At 69.4% G+C, this 18,586-nt stretch carries 15 protein-coding genes; 6 read left to right on the forward strand and 9 right to left on the reverse strand.

The genetic code is table 11. The features are described 5' to 3' along the window. Positions 1–8 precede the first annotated feature (8 nt). From ACFQ27_RS02470 to ACFQ27_RS02480, 3 genes are all read left to right on the forward strand, one after another. On the forward strand, positions 9–785 hold the full coding sequence (locus tag ACFQ27_RS02470) for an MOSC domain-containing protein (protein ID WP_377352289.1): 777 nt from the start codon (positions 9–11) through the stop codon (positions 783–785). Further along, the gene (prmC, locus tag ACFQ27_RS02475) at positions 782–1,651 is read left to right on the forward strand and encodes a peptide chain release factor N(5)-glutamine methyltransferase (RefSeq protein ID WP_377352290.1); all 870 of its coding nucleotides are present in this window, start codon (positions 782–784) and stop codon (positions 1,649–1,651) included. The genes ACFQ27_RS02470 and prmC overlap by 4 nt, the downstream gene beginning before the upstream one ends. A 250-nt stretch (positions 1,652–1,901) precedes the next feature. Next, complete coding sequence (locus ACFQ27_RS02480) at positions 1,902–2,912, forward strand: DUF4167 domain-containing protein (RefSeq protein WP_374345820.1); 1,011 nt, start codon at positions 1,902–1,904, stop codon at positions 2,910–2,912. Positions 2,913–3,030: 118 nt separating this feature from the next. On the opposite strand, the gene ACFQ27_RS02485 is transcribed toward ACFQ27_RS02480, so the two are convergent. Then, positions 3,031–5,031, reverse strand: a complete 2,001-nt coding sequence (locus tag ACFQ27_RS02485) for a TonB-dependent receptor (RefSeq protein WP_377352292.1) — start codon at positions 5,029–5,031, stop codon at positions 3,031–3,033. 137 nt (positions 5,032–5,168) lie between these two features. Here ACFQ27_RS02485 and ACFQ27_RS02490 point away from each other — a divergent pair, with 137 nt between their 5' ends. The 3 genes from ACFQ27_RS02490 (at position 5,169) to ACFQ27_RS02500 (ending at position 7,020) form a co-directional block, all read left to right on the forward strand. Next, entirely contained in the window at positions 5,169–5,654 is a 486-nt protein-coding gene (locus tag ACFQ27_RS02490) for a Fur family transcriptional regulator (protein ID WP_377352294.1), read from the forward strand. A gap of 302 nt (positions 5,655–5,956) precedes the next feature. Next, positions 5,957–6,382, forward strand: coding sequence for an alternative ribosome rescue aminoacyl-tRNA hydrolase ArfB (gene arfB / locus ACFQ27_RS02495; RefSeq protein ID WP_374345823.1), 426 nt, complete (start codon positions 5,957–5,959; stop codon positions 6,380–6,382). A gap of 95 nt (positions 6,383–6,477) precedes the next feature. Beyond that, the gene (locus ACFQ27_RS02500) at positions 6,478–7,020 is read left to right on the forward strand and encodes a hypothetical protein (RefSeq protein WP_377352296.1); all 543 of its coding nucleotides are present in this window, start codon (positions 6,478–6,480) and stop codon (positions 7,018–7,020) included. A 37-nt stretch (positions 7,021–7,057) separates the two neighbouring features. On the opposite strand, the gene clpB is transcribed toward ACFQ27_RS02500, so the two are convergent. The 8 genes from clpB to ACFQ27_RS02540 all read right to left on the reverse strand — a co-directional run bounded on the left by clpB (position 7,058) and on the right by ACFQ27_RS02540 (position 18,475). Next, the gene (clpB, locus tag ACFQ27_RS02505; protein WP_374345825.1) at positions 7,058–9,640 is read right to left on the reverse strand and encodes an ATP-dependent chaperone ClpB; all 2,583 of its coding nucleotides are present in this window, start codon (positions 9,638–9,640) and stop codon (positions 7,058–7,060) included. Between the two features lie 117 nt (positions 9,641–9,757). Continuing rightward, positions 9,758–10,108: a response regulator gene (locus ACFQ27_RS02510; protein ID WP_374345826.1), complete on the reverse strand. Its 351-nt coding sequence runs from the start codon at positions 10,106–10,108 to the stop codon at positions 9,758–9,760. After that, on the reverse strand, positions 10,105–11,085 hold the full coding sequence (locus ACFQ27_RS02515; RefSeq protein WP_377352395.1) for a sensor histidine kinase: 981 nt from the start codon (positions 11,083–11,085) through the stop codon (positions 10,105–10,107). The genes ACFQ27_RS02510 and ACFQ27_RS02515 overlap by 4 nt, the downstream gene beginning before the upstream one ends. 232 nt (positions 11,086–11,317) lie before the next feature. After that, complete coding sequence (locus ACFQ27_RS02520; RefSeq protein ID WP_377352298.1) at positions 11,318–13,549, reverse strand: arylsulfatase; 2,232 nt, start codon at positions 13,547–13,549, stop codon at positions 11,318–11,320. A gap of 69 nt (positions 13,550–13,618) precedes the next feature. Then, the gene (locus tag ACFQ27_RS02525; protein ID WP_377352299.1) at positions 13,619–15,544 is read right to left on the reverse strand and encodes an alpha/beta hydrolase family protein; all 1,926 of its coding nucleotides are present in this window, start codon (positions 15,542–15,544) and stop codon (positions 13,619–13,621) included. 22 nt (positions 15,545–15,566) lie between these two features. Beyond that, positions 15,567–16,985 carry a M20/M25/M40 family metallo-hydrolase gene (locus ACFQ27_RS02530; protein WP_377352300.1) on the reverse strand — a complete coding sequence of 473 codons (1,419 nt, stop codon included), beginning with the start codon at positions 16,983–16,985 and terminating at the stop codon, positions 15,567–15,569. A gap of 228 nt (positions 16,986–17,213) precedes the next feature. Continuing rightward, positions 17,214–17,645 (reverse strand): DUF1178 family protein, encoded by a 432-nt coding sequence (locus tag ACFQ27_RS02535; RefSeq protein WP_377352301.1) that lies wholly within the window; start codon positions 17,643–17,645, stop codon positions 17,214–17,216. Further along, entirely contained in the window at positions 17,645–18,475 is an 831-nt protein-coding gene (locus ACFQ27_RS02540) for a carbon-nitrogen hydrolase family protein (protein ID WP_377352303.1), read from the reverse strand. Before ACFQ27_RS02540 ends, ACFQ27_RS02535 begins: the two co-directional genes overlap by 1 nt. Between the last annotated feature and the right edge of the window lie 111 nt (positions 18,476–18,586).

Here is an 18,586-nt window from a genome sequence, read left to right on the forward strand (position 1 = left end):
AGGAGCCCATGGACGCTCACGTCGCCGCCCTCTACCGCCATCCGATCAAGGGCTTCACCCCGGAGCGCCTGAACACGGCCGCGCTCAGCGCCGGCGCCTGCTTCCCCAATGACCGTCTGTTCGCCGTGGAGAACGGTCCCTCCGGGTTTGATCCCGCCGCGCCGGCCTATGTGCCCAAGCAGAAGTTCACCGTGCTGGCGGCCATCGCCGAGGTGGCGCGGGCGCGCACCGCCTATGACGACGCGACCGGCGTGATGACCGCCACCGCCCCCGGCCTGCCGGCCTTTTCCGGCCGCCTGACAGAGCCTGCGGCGGCCGAGGCCTTCGCCGCCTGGGTCGGACAGTTGATCGGCGACGAAGCCAAGGGCCCGCTGAAGCTGGTCCAGGCCGACGGCCACCGGTTCATGGACCACCCGCTGGGCCACGTCTCCATCGTCAACCTGGCCAGCGTGCGGGACCTGGAGGCGAAGATGGGCCGTGAGATCGACCCGCTTCGCTTCCGCGCCAACCTCTATGTCGAGGGCTGGCCGGCCTGGGTCGAGAACGACTGGGTGGGCCGCGAGCTGATGGCCGGCTTCGCCCGCGCCAAGGTCTTCAAGCCCATCGTCCGCTGCGCCGCGACCCATGTGGACCCGACGACCGCTGAGCGGGACGCCGACATCGTCAAGGCGCTGTTCGACAGCTACGGCCACATGTTCTGCGGCATCTATATCCACGTCACCGACGGCGGTTCGGTCAGCGTGGGCGACGCCGTCACCACCCCACAAGCCGAGGCCCGAGCATGAGCCTGACCCTTCTGCAGGCCTGGCAGGGCGCCAAGGCCCGGCTGGAAGCCGCGGGCATCACCGGCCCGGTGATCGACGCCCGCCTCTTGGTGGAGGCCGCCGCCGACGCCACTCGCGCCGATATCGTGACCGACCCCTACCGGGCGCTCTCGCCCGAACAGGAAGCGCGGCTGGAGGACTATGTCAGCCGCCGCGCCCGCCGCGAGCCGGTCAGCCATATCCTGGGCCGCAAGGGCTTCTGGAAGATCATGCTGTCGGTGACCAAGGACGTGCTGACGCCGCGCCCCGACACCGAGGTGATCGTCGACGAGGTGCTGAAGGCGTTTCCCGAGGGCATGGCCTTCCAGATGCTGGACCTGGGCGTCGGCTCGGGCGCGATCCTGCTCTCCGTCCTGGCCGAGCGGCCGGCGGCCAAGGGGCTGGGCATCGACATCTCCGAGGACGCCCTGGCGGTGGCCCGCGACAACGCCGCCAATCTGGGCCTGGCGCGGCAGGTGGCCCTGCTGCGCGGCGACTGGACCGCGGGCCTGGGCGACGCGAGCTTCGACCTCGTGGTCTCCAACCCACCCTATATCGCCACCAAGGTGATCGAGACCCTGGACCCGGAGGTTCGGGACCACGAGCCGCGCCTGGCCCTGGACGGCGGTCCCGACGGGCTGGACGCCTACCGGCTGCTGGCGCCGGAGATCCTGCGGGTGCTGAAGCCTGGCGGGGTGTTCGCCGTCGAGATTGGCTATGATCAGAAGGACGCGGTCGAGGCCCTGTTCCGCGACGCGGGCGCGGCCGAGGTGCGGACCGTGCTGGACCTGGGCAATCGGGACCGCGTGGTGACCGGCGTGAAAAACCCCTTGGAAATCCGGCTCTGAATCGCTAATTCAGATTCCTGTCTCCACCCAATTCGCCGGTGCTTCAGGTTTCGGACCCCAGGGAACAGGGATTCGACGACCGCTCCGGCAGGCGCACCGTTTGCAAATGTGCGCGCCTCAAGCCCGGGCGGACGACGGGGAACACTTACGTCTTCAACACGAGATTGCTGGGCCCGACGCCCAGGCATGGCGAAGGAACAGGCCGCGCGTATCCGCTTAGGCCCCAGAGCGCCCAGATGGTTAGCAAAGAATGAGAGATTTCAAGGGTATGAAGCGTCAGCGCGGCCGCAATCGCGGCGGCGGCGGCGGGGGTAAGCCCCAGCAGCAGAACGCGAACCGGGCCTTCGATTCCAACGGGCCGGAAGGCGTGAAGGTCCGCGGCAACGCCCAGCACGTCTTCGAAAAGTACCAGCAGCTGGCGCGCGACGCCGGCACCTCCGGCGACCGGGTGCTCGCCGAGAACTACCTCCAGCACGCAGAACATTATTTCCGCACCATCCGGGCCATGCAGCCGCAGCGCCCGGCGAGCGAGATCCTGGGCCGCGACCAGTTCGTGTCCGGCTTCGACCTGGACTTCGAGGACGAGAGCGGCGGCCAGGCCGCCCCCGCCGAAGCCGAGGCCGATGGCCAGCCGTCCGAGGGCGAGACCGAGGGCCGCGAGCGCAACAACGGCTGGCGCGACCGCGACGACCGTGGCGACCGCAACCGTGACCGCGACCGGGATCGTGACGACCGCCCGCGCGGCGACCGCGACGACCGCCCCCGTGAAGACCGCCAAGGCCGCAATCGCGACCGCGACGACCGCTATCGCGATGATCGCCCCCGTGATGAGCGTCCCCGCGAAGACCGCGCCCGTGACGACCGTCCCCGGGACGAGCGTCCGCGCGAGGACCGCAACCGCGACCAGGGCGACGACCGTCCCCGCAATCGCGACCGCAATGACCGCTATGAGGGCGGCGGCCGCCGGGATCGCTGGCGGGACCGCGATGACCGTCCCCGTGAGGAGCGCGCCGATCCGCTGGCCGTGGTCGAGCCCCAGGCCCAGCCGCTGGTGGCGGTTGAGGATCGCCCCTCCCCCGTCCTGCGCGACGAAGACGGCGGCGAGAGCCACGCCCCCGCCTTCCTTCAGGCCAAGCCGCCCCGCGCGCCCGCGCCTGAGGCCGCCGCCGGTGACGAAGACGGCGCCGCCAAGCGCCCGCGCCGCCGCCGCGCCCCGCGCAGCTTCGAAGGCGGCGCCGCGCCGGAGAGCGAAGAGGCCTGAGGCTTCGGCTAGCCAGGTATGAAAAAGCCCCCGCGGGTGACCGCGGGGGCTTTCTTCTTAGGGCCTTGCGGATCCACGCGGTCGGGGGGCGTCTCGCGGGATCGGGACCCTAGAACCGTCAGAAGCTGTAGCCGACACCGATCCGCAGGCTGCGGCCCGGCAGCGGGGCCAGGTCCTTCAGGAACGAGGCGTGCTCGCGCGCCTGGGAGTCGGTCAGGTTGCGGCCATCGATCAGGATCTTGAAGTCCTGGTTCTTGAGCGGGCGGAAGACCAGCGAAGCGTTCAGCATCTCATAGCTGTCGGTGGGCAGCTCATGCTCGGCCACCCGGTTCTGGTCCGCCACGTGGCGCAGCTCGAGCTTGCCGGTCCACCAGCCGCCCTCGAAGATCGCCCGGCCGGTCACCGACCAGGGCGGCACCCGCGCGGCGGGGCCCAGGTCGGTCTCGCCATGCACATAGTCGGCGCCGCCCTCGAAGGTCAGGCTGCGCTCGCCGTCCTGCCAGAACAGGTAGGAGACCTCGGCCTCGGTCCCGTAGAACTTGGCCTCGGTCTGGACGAAGTGGAACACGTCGAGGCCGCTGCCCGCGTCCACCGCGCCGGTGCGGTAGAGGTCGATGAAGCCGTCGTACTTGGTCACATAGAGGTGCAGGTCGGCGTTCCAGCCACCGGCATTGTAGTGCAGGGTCGCATCCGCGGCGTAGGACACCTCGTTGTCCAGCTTGGTGTCGCCGACCTCATAGGCCAGGGTCGCCGGGTGCGGGCCGTCGGCGAACAGTTCCTCCTCGCTAGGCGCGCGGCTGGTGCGCGACAGGGCCAGGCCCAGGAACCAGCCCTCGGCCGGTCGGACAAAGGCTCCCAGCGAAGCCGAGACATTGGTGAAGTCCGCCTTGCCGGCCAGGCTGTCCAGCTTGCGCTGATCCAGGCGCAGGCCGCCTTCGACACCCCAGCTGTCCTTGTCCAGGCGTTGCAGGGTGAAGACGCCGGCCTCGGTGATCTTGGTGCGCGGCACCAGGGCCTCGTCGCCGATGGCGTCGAAGTCACGCTTCAGGGCCTGGACGCCCACCGCGCCCTGCCAACCGTCCTGGGCGCGCTGGATGAGCTCGACGCGGGCCTCCCAGCCGTCGGACAGGAAGGTGGTGCCCGGATCCGGGCCCTCGAACTCCGTGTGGGTATAGTCGGCGTAGCCGGCGGCGAACTTGATCTTGTCGAAGGGACCGAGGTCGACGTTCAGCGCCCCGCGGGCGTCGTAACGGGTCTGCTTCAGCCGGATCGAGACCGGATCAGCCTCTTCGGTCGGAACGCCATAGGTGGTCTCGGTGCGCTTGGCCGCCAAGCCGATGAAGCCCGCATCGCCGGTGTAGCTCATGCCCGCGCCATAGGCGTCCAGCTTCAGGGCGGTGTTCGCAACCTTGCTGTCATCGCCGCCCAGGAAGTCCTCGCCGTCCTCAGCCGCCAGCCGCGCCGACTTGGCCGGGACCGGGATGCTGTAGTCCTTGCTCTCCTTGTGGACCCCGTCGATCGTGAAGTTCCAGGGGCCGGTCCCGGCCTTCAGGGCGCCGGAATAGCTCTGACCCTTGTCCACGGTGGAGCCATCGGCCAGGACGCGGCCATGGACGCCGTCCACCGGCTGGTCCGGAATGCGGTCGTCGATGATATTGACCACCCCGCCGATGGCCGAGCCGCCATAGGCGAGCGCCGCCGGACCGCGCAGCACCTCGATGCGCTCGGCCTCCTGCGGGTCGGTGGCCACCTGGTGGTCGGGGGACAGGGCCGAGGCGTCGATCTGGCCCACCCCGTTGGTCAGCACCATCACCCGAGGGCCGGACAGCCCCCGGATCACCGGGCGGCTCGCGCCGGGACCGAAGAAGGTGGAGCGCACGCCCGGCATGCCGTTCAGCACATCGCCCAGGCCGCCCGAAGGCGCCTGGTCCAGATCGTCGCGCTTGACCACGTCGACGCTGGTGGTGGTGGAGTCGATGGAGACTACATAGGGCGCGCCCGTGACCACCAGTTCGGAGACGGCGTTGGGCGTCCCGGCCTCTTCGGCGGCGTGGGCGGCGCCTGTGGCCAGGGACAGGGCGGCCGCGCTGGCGGCGGCGAACAGGGCGGTGCGACGCATGAAAGTCCCCTGCAGAGGGGTTGAAAACCGCACCCTCTGTTATGAAATAACACTAAGGGATCGTTATGAGATAACATAACCAGCCGTCAAGCCCGGATACGCCTTCGGTTGCGGGAAATCGCGGAGACGAGTAGCCAATGGACATGGGAGCCGACTGTCATCACGCCGAGGGCGCACATCCGGGCCTGAAGGGCCAGGCTCTCAGCCACGCCCTGGTTGAGGCCGAGCGCCGCTGCGCCGCCACCCAGGAGCGCCTGACCGCCCCGCGCCGCCGGGTGCTGGAGCTGTTGCTGGAGGCCAATGGCCCGTTGAAGGCCTACGACCTCATCGCGGCCTTCGGCGCCCATGGCGAACCGGCCAAGCCGCCCACCGTCTATCGCGCCCTGGAGTTCCTGGAGCGCCTGGGTTTCGCCCACCGGATCGAGAGCCTGAACGCCTATGTGCCCTGCCGGCTGGACGGCCAGGGCCACCGGGCGGCCTTCGTGATCTGCGAGTGCTGCGGCGCGGCCGAAGAGTTCGAACCCGACTTCGACGCCCAACTCGCCGCCGCCGCCCCCTCCCGCTACGCCGTCCGCGCGGTGACTCTGGAAGCGCGGGGGCTGTGTCCGGCGTGTCAGGGCTAGAGAGCTTGGCCTAGGCGGGCTGTTTGTCCACGAACCACACGAACCCCACGAACAAGCCCGCCCCAAATCCCGCTCATCCCGGCGAAGGCCGGGACCCAGGTGAAGTCCAGGGCGTCCGAACTGTGATCACCAGCGCCATATGATCTGGACCCCGGCGTTCGCCGGGGTGAGCGGGTCGGGGATGAGGTCCGTTCGTGTGGTTCGTGTGGTTCGTGGACAGTCTGACGGCTCAGCCCCGTGCATTGCAGCCGCCGCCAGCGTACCCTGTCCCCACCCCTTCAACCGAGCCCCTCCGCGACCCCATGATCGAGATCCGCCCCGGCCTCTCCCTGGACGAGAGCGAGATCGTCGAGCGGTTCATCCGCGCCGCCGGGCCGGGGGGCCAGAACGTCAACAAGGTCTCGACGGCGGTGGAGCTGCGCTTTGACGTGCGCCGCTCGCCCTCCCTGCCCAATGAGGTGGCGATCCGGTTGATGAAGCTGGCGGGGCGCAGGCTGACCCAGGACGGCGTCCTGGTGCTCACCGCCATGACCCACCGGACCCAGGAGCGGAACCGGGCCGAGGCCCTGGAACGGTTGGTCGAGCTGGTCCGCAAGGCCGCCGAGCCCCCGCCGCCGCCGCGCAAGAAGACCAAGCCCACCCTCGCCTCCAAGGTCCGCCGGGTAGAGGCCAAGGTGCGGCGCGGCGGGGTCAAGGCCGGCCGCGGCAAGGTGCGCCACGACGACTGACGAGAGGCGGCAATGCCCAGAGCTGGGCGCCGCTCGCCGAACATGCTCATCGAAGACCTTGGCGCGCGCGCGTCAGCGGGCCTATGGTGACCGCCATGAAACGGACCGTCCGCCTCGCGCTCGCCTCGTCCCTGCTCCTGGCCGTCGCCGCCTGTGAGACCGCCGCGCCGCCGCCGCCCCCGCCGCCTCCGGGCAATGCGGGCCCGCCCTCGGCCAATGTGTTCCGCCCGGCGGACTTCTCCTGGTCGGCGGTGCCGGGCAAGGGGCGCATCGACGGCAAGCTCGCCTTCCGCAATGGCCAGGTGACCTATAGCTGCGCCGGCGCCGGCGTGATCCTGACGCCGGAGACCCTGTGGACCCGGCGGCGGATGACCATCCTCTACAATTCGCCCAACGCCGCGGCTCTGCCCGCCGACGAGGTTCGCGCCCGCACGCCGTCCGCGCCCAATGGCGACTATTCCGCCTTCGTGCGCCGGACCACCTGCGATGCGAACAACCGCTTCAACTTCCAGGGCCTGGCCAACGGCGCCTGGTTCGTGATCACCGTGGCCAAGCCCATCGGCGGCGGCGTCCCCGACATGGCCATCATGCGCCGCGTCGAAATCCGCGCCGGCAAGGCGGTCAACGTCGAGCTCTAGATATCCTCCCCCGCTAGCGGGGGAGGAGCTTAGAGCCCTAGTGCACCCGGGCCTTGCCGATGGCCAAGGCGTCCGCCTCGGCGTCCACGGCGATGACCGAGCCGTCCTCCAGGTCGCCGGCCAGCAGCTTGCGGGCGATGGGGTCGACCAGTTCCTTCTGGATCACGCGCTTCAGCGGGCGCGCGCCATAGACCGGGTCGTAGCCTTTGTCCGCCAGCCACTGCAGGGCGGCGGGCTGCAGGGCGATGGACATGCGCCGGTCGGCCAGCAGCTTTTCCACCCGCTGCAGCTGGATCCGGACGATGTTGTCCATCTCCGCCCGGCCGAGACGCTTGAACAGGATGATCTCGTCGATCCGGTTCAGGAACTCGGGCCGGAAATGGTGGCGGACCACGTCCATCACCTGCGGCCGGACCTCTTCGACGTCGTCGCCCTCGCCCTGGGCGGCCAGGAACTCTGACCCAAGGTTCGAGGTCATGATCAGCAGGGTGTTGCGGAAGTCCACCGTGCGGCCCTGGCCGTCGGTCAGGCGGCCGTCGTCCAGCACCTGCAAGAGCACATTGAAGACGTCCGGGTGGGCCTTCTCGACCTCGTCGAACAGAACCACCTGGTAGGGCCGGCGGCGCACGGCCTCGGTCAGGGCCCCGCCCTCGTCATAGCCGACATAGCCGGGAGGCGCGCCGATCATGCGGCTGACCGAGTGCTTCTCCATGTACTCGCTCATGTCCAGGCGGGTCACGGCGGTCTCGTCGTCGAACAGGAACTCGGCCAGGGCCTTGGTCAGCTCGGTCTTGCCCACGCCCGTCGGGCCGAGGAACAGGAAGGAGCCGATGGGCCGGTTGGGGTCCTGCAGGCCGGCGCGGGCCCGGCGCACGGCGTCGGAGACCGCGACCAGCGCCTCCTCCTGGCCGACCACGCGGCCGCGCAGGGCGTCCTCCATGGCCAGCAGCTTCTCGCGCTCGCCCTCCAGCATCTTGTCCACCGGGATGCCGGTCCAGCGGGAGACGACCTGGGCGATCTGCTCGGCGTCCACCACCTCGGGGCTGACGGCGTCCTGGCTGGCCTTGGATTCCTCCTCGGCCAGGCGGCGCTCCAGCTGCGGGATCTCGCCATAGGCGATCTCCGAGGCCCGCTGCAGGTCGCCGGAGCGCTGGGCGGAGACCAGCTCGGCGCGCAGACGGTCCAGGGCCTCGCGGGCCTGGGCGGCGGAGGAGACCTTCTCCTTCTCAGCCCGCCAGCGGGCGGTCATGTCTTCGGACTGGCCTTCCAGGTCGATCAGCTCGTCCTCGAGCTTTTCCAGGCGCTGCTTGGAGGCGGCGTCGCTTTCCTTGGTCAGGGCCTCGCGCTCGATCTTCAGCTGCACGATGCGGCGGTCGATCTCGTCCAGCTCTTCCGGCTTGGAGTCCACGGCCATGCGCACCCGGCTGGCGGCTTCATCGACCAGGTCGATGGCCTTGTCCGGCAGGAAACGGTCAGTGATGTAGCGGTTGGACAGGGTGGCGGCGGCGACGATGGCGCTGTCGGAGATGCGCACGCCGTGGTGCACCTCGTACTTCTCCTTCAGACCACGGAGGATCGACACCGTGTCCTCGACGGTAGGCTCGGACACGAACACCGGCTGGAAGCGTCGGGCGAGGGCTGCGTCCTTCTCCACGTGCTTGCGGTACTCATCCAGCGTGGTCGCGCCGACGCAGTGCAGTTCGCCGCGGGCCAGGGCGGGCTTGAGCAGGTTCGAGGCGTCCATGGCCCCGTCGCTCTTCCCGGCGCCCACCAGGGTGTGCATCTCGTCGATGAACAGGACGATGGACCCTTCGGCCTGGGTGACCTCGTTCAGCACCGCCTTCAGACGCTCCTCGAACTCGCCGCGGTACTTCGCCCCGGCGATCAGGGCGCCCATGTCGAGGGCGTGCAGCTGCTTGTCCTTCAGGCTTTCGGGCACGTCGCCATTGACGATGCGCAGGGCCAGGCCCTCGACGATGGCGGTCTTGCCGACGCCGGGCTCGCCGATCAGGACGGGGTTGTTCTTGGTGCGGCGCGACAGGACCTGGATGGTGCGGCGGATCTCCTCGTCGCGGCCGATCACGGGATCCAGCTTGCCGTCGCGGGCGGCCTGGGTCAGGTCGCGGGCGTAGCGCTTGAGGGCGTCATAGCCTTCCTCGGCCGAGGCGCTGTCCGCGGTCTTGCCCTTGCGCAGGGACTTGGCGGCCTCTTCCAGGGCCGCGGCGTTGGCGCCGGCGTCCTTGATGGCCTTGGCCGCGTCGCCGCCTTCCTTGGCGATGGCGATCAGCAGGCGCTCGGTGGTGACAAAGGCGTCGCCCGCGGCCTTGGCGCCGGCCTCGGCCTCGGCGAACACGCGGGCCGTCTCAGGCGCCATGTAGAGCTGGCCGGAGCCGCCCTCGACCTTGGGCCGCTTGGTGAGCAGGGCGTCGGCGGCCTGGTCGGCGGCGTCGGGACGTCCGCCCGCGCTCTGGATCAGGGCGCGGCTTAAGCCATCCTTTTCTTCCAGCAGCACCTTGAGCAGGTGCTCGGGCGCGAGCTGCTGGTGACGGCGGGCCAAAGCGAGGCTCTGGGCCGACTGGACGGCCTGTTTGGCGCGGTCGGAATAGACGTCGATGTTCATGGTGTCCCCTGACTAGGCGGAATAGCCGGGGAAGCCTTGATCAAGCGCAACCCCTGCAGCCTCGATGTAGTGTGGCCGTTGGGACACACAAGAGACCAGGACCGGATCTTTTGCGCCTCAGGACAGGCTGCGGACCACATCAGCCAGCAGGTGCGGGTCGATGGGCTTGGACAGGATCGGCGCCCCGCTGAAGGAGGCCGGCACCCCGTCGCGGCCATAGCCGGTGATCCAGGCGAAGGGCATCCGCCGCTGGCCCAGGATCGTGGCGGCCTGGAACGAGGTCTGGCCGCCGCCCAGGTTCACGTCGAGCAGGGCGAAGTCCACATCGCAGGTCTGGGCGAAGTCGGCGGCCTGGGCGGCGTTGGAGGCCACCAGGGTCACCTCGCAATTGAGCTCGGCCAGCAGGTCCTGGATCAGCATGGCCACCATGGCCTCGTCTTCCACCACCAGAACCCGGCGCGCGCTCATAGGGGCGCTCCGACCACGGTGCGGATCACGCAGACCAGGCCATCGGTGCGGAAGTCCAGCCGGACCTCGCCGGACAGGTCCGAGGCCAGGGCCTCCATCATCCGCAGGCCGAAGCCATGTTCCACAGGGGCGGTGACGGCGGGTCCGCCCTGCTCCCGCCAGGTCAGGATGAGGTCCTGGCCCGCGGTTCCCCCCGCCCAGCTGATCGAAACCTGCCCGCCGCCGGCCAGGGCGCCGAACTTGCCGGCGTTGGTGAACAGCTCGTGGAGGATCAGGGCCAGGGCCACGGCGGGCTTGGGCGCCAGCCAGGCCGATGGGCCAGAGCAGGTCGTCGCGCCGCCCGCGCCATGCGCTTCCACCGCGGCGGCGACGATATCGGTCACGGCCGCCCCCTCCCAGCTCTCGCGGGTCAGGATGTCGTGGGCGCCGGCCAGGGCGACCAGGCGCTTGTTCAGGGCCAGGGCCGCTGCCCGCGGCGTTTCGGAGTTGCGCAGGGTCTGCAGGGCGATGGCCTGGACGGTGGCCAGGGTGTTCTTCACCCGATGGTTCAGCTCGTTGACCATCAGGCGCTGTAGCTCGCGGACCCGGACATCCTCGGTCACGTCGCGCAGGATGCCGGTGAACAGCCGCTCGCCGTTCTGGCGCCACTCTGTGATCGACAGCTCCAGGGTGAAGGTCGAGCCGTTCTTGCGCACCCCGGCCACGGCCCGGCCGGACCCCAGGATGCGGCGGACGCCGGTCTCGCGCTCGCCGGTGGGGGATCGTACATCGCGATAGGGCGGAGCCATGATGTCGCGGACGTTGCAGCCCTGCATCTCATCGCCGCGATAGCCGAACAGGCGGGCCGCGGCCGGGTTGCAGGCGCGGATGACCCCGTCGTCGTCTATGACGACAATGGCCTCGATCGCGGTTTCGAAGATGGTTCGAAAAAGACAGGCCTCGCCGTGCAGGCCGAGATCGTCGTCGATCTCCGACACCGGCTCCAACCTCGCCTCCCGCGCGAATTCCCCATCCTGGGTCAACTGAATCCGAGATAGGGGGCGGAGTAAAGCGCCACCGCGTCAGAGCGCGTGATTAGGTCCTGCGGTCTACCTTCGGTCGCAGGCCGGACTGCGGCATGGCCAAGCTTGAGTTGAGCCCGGCGAGCCGGCCGCGCACCTGGCCGAATCGCGCGCCGCAAGCCGCCCGCGCGCATTCTGGCCTCCTCGCCTACTGCCGGCCCATCTCCGCCTCGCCCAGGGCCTCGCCGTCCAGGTCCTGCTCCGGGTCCATGGTCACCACAACCTGCCGCAACTTGCCCGTGAAGCTGAACGGAGCGGCATAGTCCGCCACCGGGCTACCCCGGTCGCGGCCGATGTCGAGGCCCGACCACGAGACGAAGGTGGTGAAGCCGAGCTTGGTCGCCACCTGGCCGGCCGGCTGGCCGTCCACCAGCAGGGTGAAGGTCCGCTCCGCTCCCTGCGCCACCGCCACGCCCAGCTTGTGCGGGCCGGGCGGGATGACGGCCTCGGAGCTCACCGCCACCTTGGCCCCGCCGACGTTGATCACGTGGTGCAGCCGGCCCTCGCGCAGGAACAGGCTGTAGCCGCAGGTGGCGTCGCCATGGGCCAGGATCACGCCCTGCGCCCCGTCCGGCGGGATCGTCAGGTCGGCCTCGATCCGGTAGCTGCGGCTGCGCACGTCCGGCGCCACGTCGGACGGCAGGTGCCCCATGCCGCGATGGAAGACGAAGCGCTTGCGCGGCCCATGATAGCGCTGGGCGTTGTCGGCGAAACGCGGTCCGAACCGGTCGTCCAGGGGCAGGACCTTGGCCGCTTCCGCCTCCGCCCACCACGCCTCGACCAGGGCCTTCAGCCGCTCCGGCTCGCGCTGCGCCAGGTCGTTCGTCTCCGAGACGTCGGCGTCCAGGTGATAGAGCTCCCAGACATCGTCGTCGAAGGACTTGCCGGGCGGGTGGAAGGCCACCGCCTTCCAGCCGTCCTTCCACAGGCCCCGGTGGCCGAACATCTCGAAATACTGCGCCCGGGTCCGGGCCGGTGCGGCCGCGTCGGTCAGGCTGGCGGCGAAGCTCTCGCCCTCCAGGGCCATCTGCGGCACGCCCCAGACGTGCGCCGGCGGCTCCAGGCCCAGCAGATCCAGCACCGTGGGGACGAAGTCGCTGGCGTGGGCGAACTGGGTTCGCAGCTCGCCCCTGGCCGGCAGGCGCTTGGGCCAGGAGATGACCAGCGGGTCACGGATGCCGCCCCCGTGGGTGTTCTGCTTGTAGCGGCGCAGGGGCGTGTTGGACGCCATGGCCCAGCCCCAGGGGAAGTTCGAATGGGTGTCCGGCCCGCCGATGTCATCGATCCGGGCGATCTTCTCGGCCAGGGGCTCGGGCTTCATGTTGTAGGGGCCCATGGCGTTGATCATGCCCAGGGGCCCGCCCTCCTGGCTGGCCCCGTTGTCGGACAGCACCAGGATCAGGGTGTCCTCGCGCAGGTTCGCCTGGTCGAGGAAGGCCACCAGCCGGGCCAGGTGCTGGTCGGCGTGATCGAGCATGGCCGCATAGGCGCTCTGCAGACGGACGAACAGGCGCTGTTCGTCGGGGCTGTGCTCGGCCCAGGCCTTCACCCCGTCATTGCGCGGCGGCAGGACAGTGTCCGCGGGCACGATCCCCATGGCCTTCTGCCGGGCCAGGCGCTGCTCGCGCTCCACGTCCCACCCGTGGGCGAAGACCGCGTCATAGGACTTGATCAGTTCGGCCGGCGCCTGGTGCGGCGCATGGCAGGCGCCGAAGGCCAGCCAGGCCAGCCAGGGCGTATCCGGCGCATCCGCCGTATGGTCGGCGATATAGCGGATGGTCTGGTCCACCAGGTCGGCGGTCAGGTGATAGCCGGCCTCGAACCCGCCATCCGGCGGATCGATGGGGGTGTTGTCCCGCACGAGCTCCGGCGCGTACTGGTCGGTCTCGGCGTCCATGAAGCCGTAGTAGCGGTCAAAGCCCCGCCCCAGCGGCCAGCCGTCGAACGGCCCGGTCGGCCCGGTCTCGGTCAGCGGCGTCGCGTGCCACTTGCCCACCATGTAGCTGCGATAGCCGTGGGCCTTCAGCATCTCGGGCAGGGTTCCGGCCTCGCGGGCGATCTTGCCGCGATAGCCCGGATAGCCGCTGTCGAAATTGGCCAGGCACCCCATGCCCACCGAATGGTGGTTGCGCCCGGTCAGCAGCGCCGCCCGCGTGGTCGAGCACATGGCCGTGGTGTGGAAGCCGGTATAGCGCAGCCCCTGCCCCGCCAGGGCGTCGATGGTCGGCGTGCGGATCGGCGAGCCATAGCAGCCGAAGTCCGAGAACCCGACATCGTCGAACAGCACCACCAGGATGTTCGGCGCGCCCTTGGGCGGCGTCACCGGATCCGGCCACCAGGGTTGGGAGTCCGCCAGGGTCCGCCCGATCTTCGCCGCCATGACCTGCTCCCGTCCCGCACAAGTTATTGGCACGAAAACTGCCAGTTAGGCGGCGGGTCTGGCTAGAGGTCAGTTGGGCGGATTGTGCTTTTCCAGGAAGGCGACCAAGGCGGTCAGCGCCGCCTTGCGCGTCTCGCCGCGCGAAAGCCAGTGGTCCTCGTCCTTGAGACTGATGAACTCCGCTGGCCGACCGGCCGCAAGGAAAGCCTTAGCAAGCCGCTCGGATTGCTCAGGCGCCACCACCGTGTCCTCGGTTCCGTGCAGGAGCAATAGGGGCGCGGAGCCGGCAACAGGCGTCGGCGCCGGGGCCTTGATCCGGACACCAGCGGGGTCCTCGGCACCGACGCTGCGCCCCCAGGCCCGGTAAGTCGCGGGCGAACGGCGCGAGGACAGCCAAGCCAGATGCGCCGCCGGATCGGTGACGCCGCCAACCGCCGCGGCGCACCTCACTCCACCTGCTGTGACCGCTGCATAGGCGCCAACCCCGACCCCAACGACACAGGCCCGCCCGCCATCTGCGAGGCCGGCCGCCTTTACGGCTGCGAGGCCATCAGCCACATCGTCCTTCCATCGGGACCAACGCCCATAGCCCGCGCGGTACAGATCGCCCCCTAGACCCGCCGTGCCCGGATAGTTGATCTGGAGCACAGCATAGCCCCGGCTTGCGAGGCCCTGCGCCATCCACTCAAAGCCAGGTTCATCCCGCTCGTTCAGGCCGTCGTGCAACAGGACCACCACCGGCGCGCCGGGCTTGGCGGCCGTCAGGAAGCCACCTAACTGGAGACCGTCGCGGGTGGCGTAGCTGAACGGCTTGCGCGGTGCGATGTCTGCCGCCTTTAGCTCGGGATAGAGGTCACCAATCCACTTCGAAGTCTTGGCGTCGAAATCCACAAGCGCATAGGCCGGCCCAGTCGTCGGCGAGTCCACCCGCACCACGAGCTTGCGGTGGCTGTCGTTCCAGGAGACGACCTCGACCCGATCTCCTGGATAGGCGGCCTGCGCCGCGCGCCAAATCGCCTGGTCGCGCGGAGACGCCATCGCATAGTCGATCTGGGCGGCTGACGTGGACACGAAACCCAACAGCACATCGGTGCGAGGATCGAGCACTGGCCGCGCCCCAGGGCCGGGCGCCCCGACGGGCTTCACCTCACCGCTGTCCATCAGAACCTGACTGAACACAGCCTGCCCTTCAGACCGCTCCTCAATCAGGGGCGAGCGCCCGTCCGCGCTGAGGCCGGCAAGCCAGGGACGGTCGATGGGCGCAATCCGGCTCACGACCTGATCCCACACGCCGTTCCGCAACACCTTCAGGGTCCACCGTCGCGACTGCGCCGCGAATTCGGTTTCGGCGAGCGGCTGTCCATCTTGTCCGACCAGCCAACCATCGGTACCCGGAAAGCCTTCCTTGAAGGCGCGTGCGAAGCCGAGTTTCAGGCCGATTCGCCACAAGCCGATGCGGGCGCCATTGTCGCCGAACATCAGGTGATCCATCAGCAGAGTAGTCTCGCCATCGACCGTCCGCACGGAAGGCAGGCTGAACAACACGGCACTTTCCGTGTCGCGGAGCAGGAACCGGAACGACCGGCTCGAGACGCTGTAGTCATAGAGGTGGGAGAGGTCACCCGGCTCGAAATAGAGGTTGGTCTCGCTGGACGCCCCAGACGCCTGGATTAGCAGGTGGTCATTGTCCGCCCATCGCACGCCCCGCAGCTTAGCGCCTTGGCTATCCAGGACCTGGGTCGCCCCCGTCGCCAGCTCCCGGACCGCGACCTTGCGCTCCGTCCCGTCGGTGACGATCAGGCCCAGGCGCGCGCCATCCGGCGAGATCGCGACATCCTCGATGGCGGGAAGCCGGCCATAGGCCTCAATAGGAGCCGCTGTCGCGGATGCGGCGAACAGGCCGGCGAAAACGCCGGCCAGACTAAAGACTCTACGAAACACGGCAGCCCCCCACGAACTTTCCGGGAGACTGCCGCGCAACTTCAGATCGATCAACCCGAAGTCGTCAAAGCTCGGGCTACTTCTGGGTCGCGTAGAGCTTGACCACCTCGTAGAGGAAGTCACGGCCCTCATAGAGCGAGCGGACGCGGATGCGTTCGTTCAGGCCATGCGTACCGCCGCCGTCCGGATCGCCGAACATGCCCGACAGGCCATAGGTCGGCACGCCCGCGGCGTTGGTGAAACGGCCGTCGGTGGCGCCGGTGGACATGGCCGGCACCAGGGGCACGCCCGGCCACATCTTGGCGGCGACCTTCTCGGCCGGGCCCAGAATGGCCTTGGTCAGGGCCGGCGGCGGGGTCACGGGGCTGGGCTTGCCGACCAGGGTCACCTTCACCGCCGGGTCGGCGAACACGCCTTCCAGTTCGGCGCGGATGGCCTGGATGTCCTCGCCAGGCAGGATGCGGCAATTGACGTTGGCCTCGGCGTGCTGCGGCAGGGCGTTGGGGGCGTGGCCGGCGTTCAGCATGGTGGCCACGCAGGTGGTGCGCATCATCGAGTTGCGGCTGGGGTCGCGGGCCACGATGGCCGCCGCGGCCGAATTGGTCGGGTCCTTGGCGAGCGCGGTCATGGCCGCCCCGGTCTCGCCGCCCTCGATGGGTCCCATGCGCTCAAAGTGGAAGCGGGTGGCCTGGTTGATCTTGATCGGGAAGTCATAGGCGCCCAGCCGGCTGAGCGCCCCGGCCAGGTGATAGATGGCGTTGTCCTTCACCGGCCGCGAGGAGTGGCCGCCCGGATTGGTCACGGTCAGCACATAGTCCTGATAGACCTTCTCGCCGGCCTGGATGCCCAGGAAGACCCGCTCGCCCTTGGCGTCCAGCCGCCCGCCCGCGCCCTCGTTCAGGGCGAACTCGGCCTTCATCACCTCGGGCCGGTTGGCCAGCAGCCACTCGACGCCGTTGAAGCTGTCCGGGCTTTCCTCGCCGCAGGTCAGCGCCAGGCGCAGGCCGCGCCGGGGTTTGAAGCCCTCTTTCTTGTAACGGATCATGTTGTCGGTGAACGACGCCGCCATGGCTTTGTCGTCGCTGGCGCCGCGGGCGTAGAAGTAGCCGCCCTCCTCCACCAGGGTGAAGGGATCGCGCACCCAGTCCGAGCGCTTGGCCTCGACCACGTCGATGTGGGCCAACAGCATCACGGGCTTCAGCTTGGCGTCGGTCCCCGGCAGGTCGGCGATCAGGGCGCCCCAGCGGGCGTCCTGCGGCGGCACGATCACCTGGACGTCCTTGTCCCCATAGCCCGCCGCCTTCAGCCGCGTGGCCATCTTCTCCGCGGCCGCCGTGCAGCTGCCTACCGACAGGGTGGTGTTGGTCTCGATCAGCTCCTTGTAGAGCTCGCGAAAGGCCAGCTGGTCCGGCCGGGGCGCCGTCTGGGCGCTGGCGGAGGTGGCGAGCGCGGCCGCCGACAGGGCGGCGCCGGCGGCGGCGGTGAAGCGGATCATCAAAAGCTCCGAGGTCTGAACTGAGGCGGGACCGTATGGCGCTCAGATAGCCCCGGCAACCCAAGTCGGCATGACGCCGGTCGTCTGACCACCGACGCCCCGAAACCGCTCATCCCGGCGAATGCCGGGATCCAGGTGAAGCCCACGGCGCATGCGGGCAGGCGCCAGATCGGATAACCTTGCGCTCTACGATCTGGACCCCGGCATTCGCCGGGGTGAGCGGCAAAGCTAGTTCACCTTCTTCGCCGCCTTGGCCGGGTCCGGCGGCAGGGGCGCGATGGGCACGCCGTCGTCGACCAGTTTGCGGATCTCCTGGGGCGAGGCTTCGCCATAGATGCCGCGGTCCTCGGACTTGCCCTCGTGGATGGCGCGAGCCTCGCGGGCGAAGGTGTCGCCCACATAGTCGAAGTTTTCTTCCACGTGGCGGCGCACCTGGCCCAGGGCCTCCATCATCATCTGCCGGGCCTGGGGCGGCAGGTCGGGCGTCGTGCGCTTGGTCCCGGCTACGGCGGGGGCCATGATCTGCTTGACCACCGCCTTGGTGGCGCAGACCGGGCATTCGAGCAGGCCGCAGGCCTGCTGGTCGTCATAGTCGGACGACGAGCCGAACCACCCTTCAAACTCGTGCCCGTGCTCGCAGGCGAGGGCGTACTTGATCATCAGACCACCCCAGGCTCCGAGAACGGCCTCGCGTTCTTCAGGTTGGGGATGGCGGCGCGGGCCTTGGCCGAGGCGGCCGGATCGATGTCGACCACCAGCACGCCGGGCTCGTCATGGGCCAGTTCGCCCAGCACCTCGCCCCAGGGGCCGATAGCGATGGTGTGGCCCCAGGTGCCGCGCCGATCCTCGTGGAACCCGCCTTGCGCCGGGGCGAGCACGAAGCTGCCGGTCTCAATGGCGCGGGCCCGCAGCAGCACCTCCCAGTGCGCCTCGCCCGTGGGCCGGGTGAAGGCGGCGGGCGAGGCGATCACCTCGGCCCCCGCCAGGGCCAAAGCCCGGTAAAGGGCCGGGAAGCGCATGTCGTAGCAGATGGTCAGGCCGAGCTTCAGCCCGTCGACCTTGGCTGTCACCGCCCGGTCGCCGGGCTCATAGGTCGCGCTCTCCCGCGCCGTCTCGCCATTGGGCAGGTCGACGTCGAACATGTGCAGCTTGTCGTAGGTGGCGACGATCTCGCCCGACGGCGCGATCAGGGCGGCGCGGTTGGCGGCCTTGCCGTCCTCGCGCTTGACCAGCGCCGAGCCCACCAGGATCGTGACCCCCAGCTCCACCGCCAGGGCCTGCAGGCCCTGCACCACGGGATCGTCGGCCAGCAGGGTGAGCTGCGGCAGCAACTGCTCCCGGTCCTTCTGCAGGATGTTGGTCCCCTCGGGCGTGGCGATGAACCGCGCGCCCTGGGCGGCGGCCCCGCGCACCAGCGGCGCCACGTGCTCAAGGGCGGCGGCATGGCGCGCCGGGGTGCGGGTCTGGATCAGTCCGACACGGTAGGTCATGGCTCACCTAGATGCGCGTCAGGGCGAGCTTTGCAAGAGGGCTCTGCAACCGCCGCCGACGCCGAGCATCCGGCCCACGCCACTTGGGACACAAAGGTCACGAAGAAAGCA

Source organism: Phenylobacterium conjunctum, assembly GCF_042679085.1.
In the GTDB taxonomy this organism is placed as follows: Bacteria; Pseudomonadota; Alphaproteobacteria; order Caulobacterales; family Caulobacteraceae; genus Phenylobacterium; species Phenylobacterium conjunctum.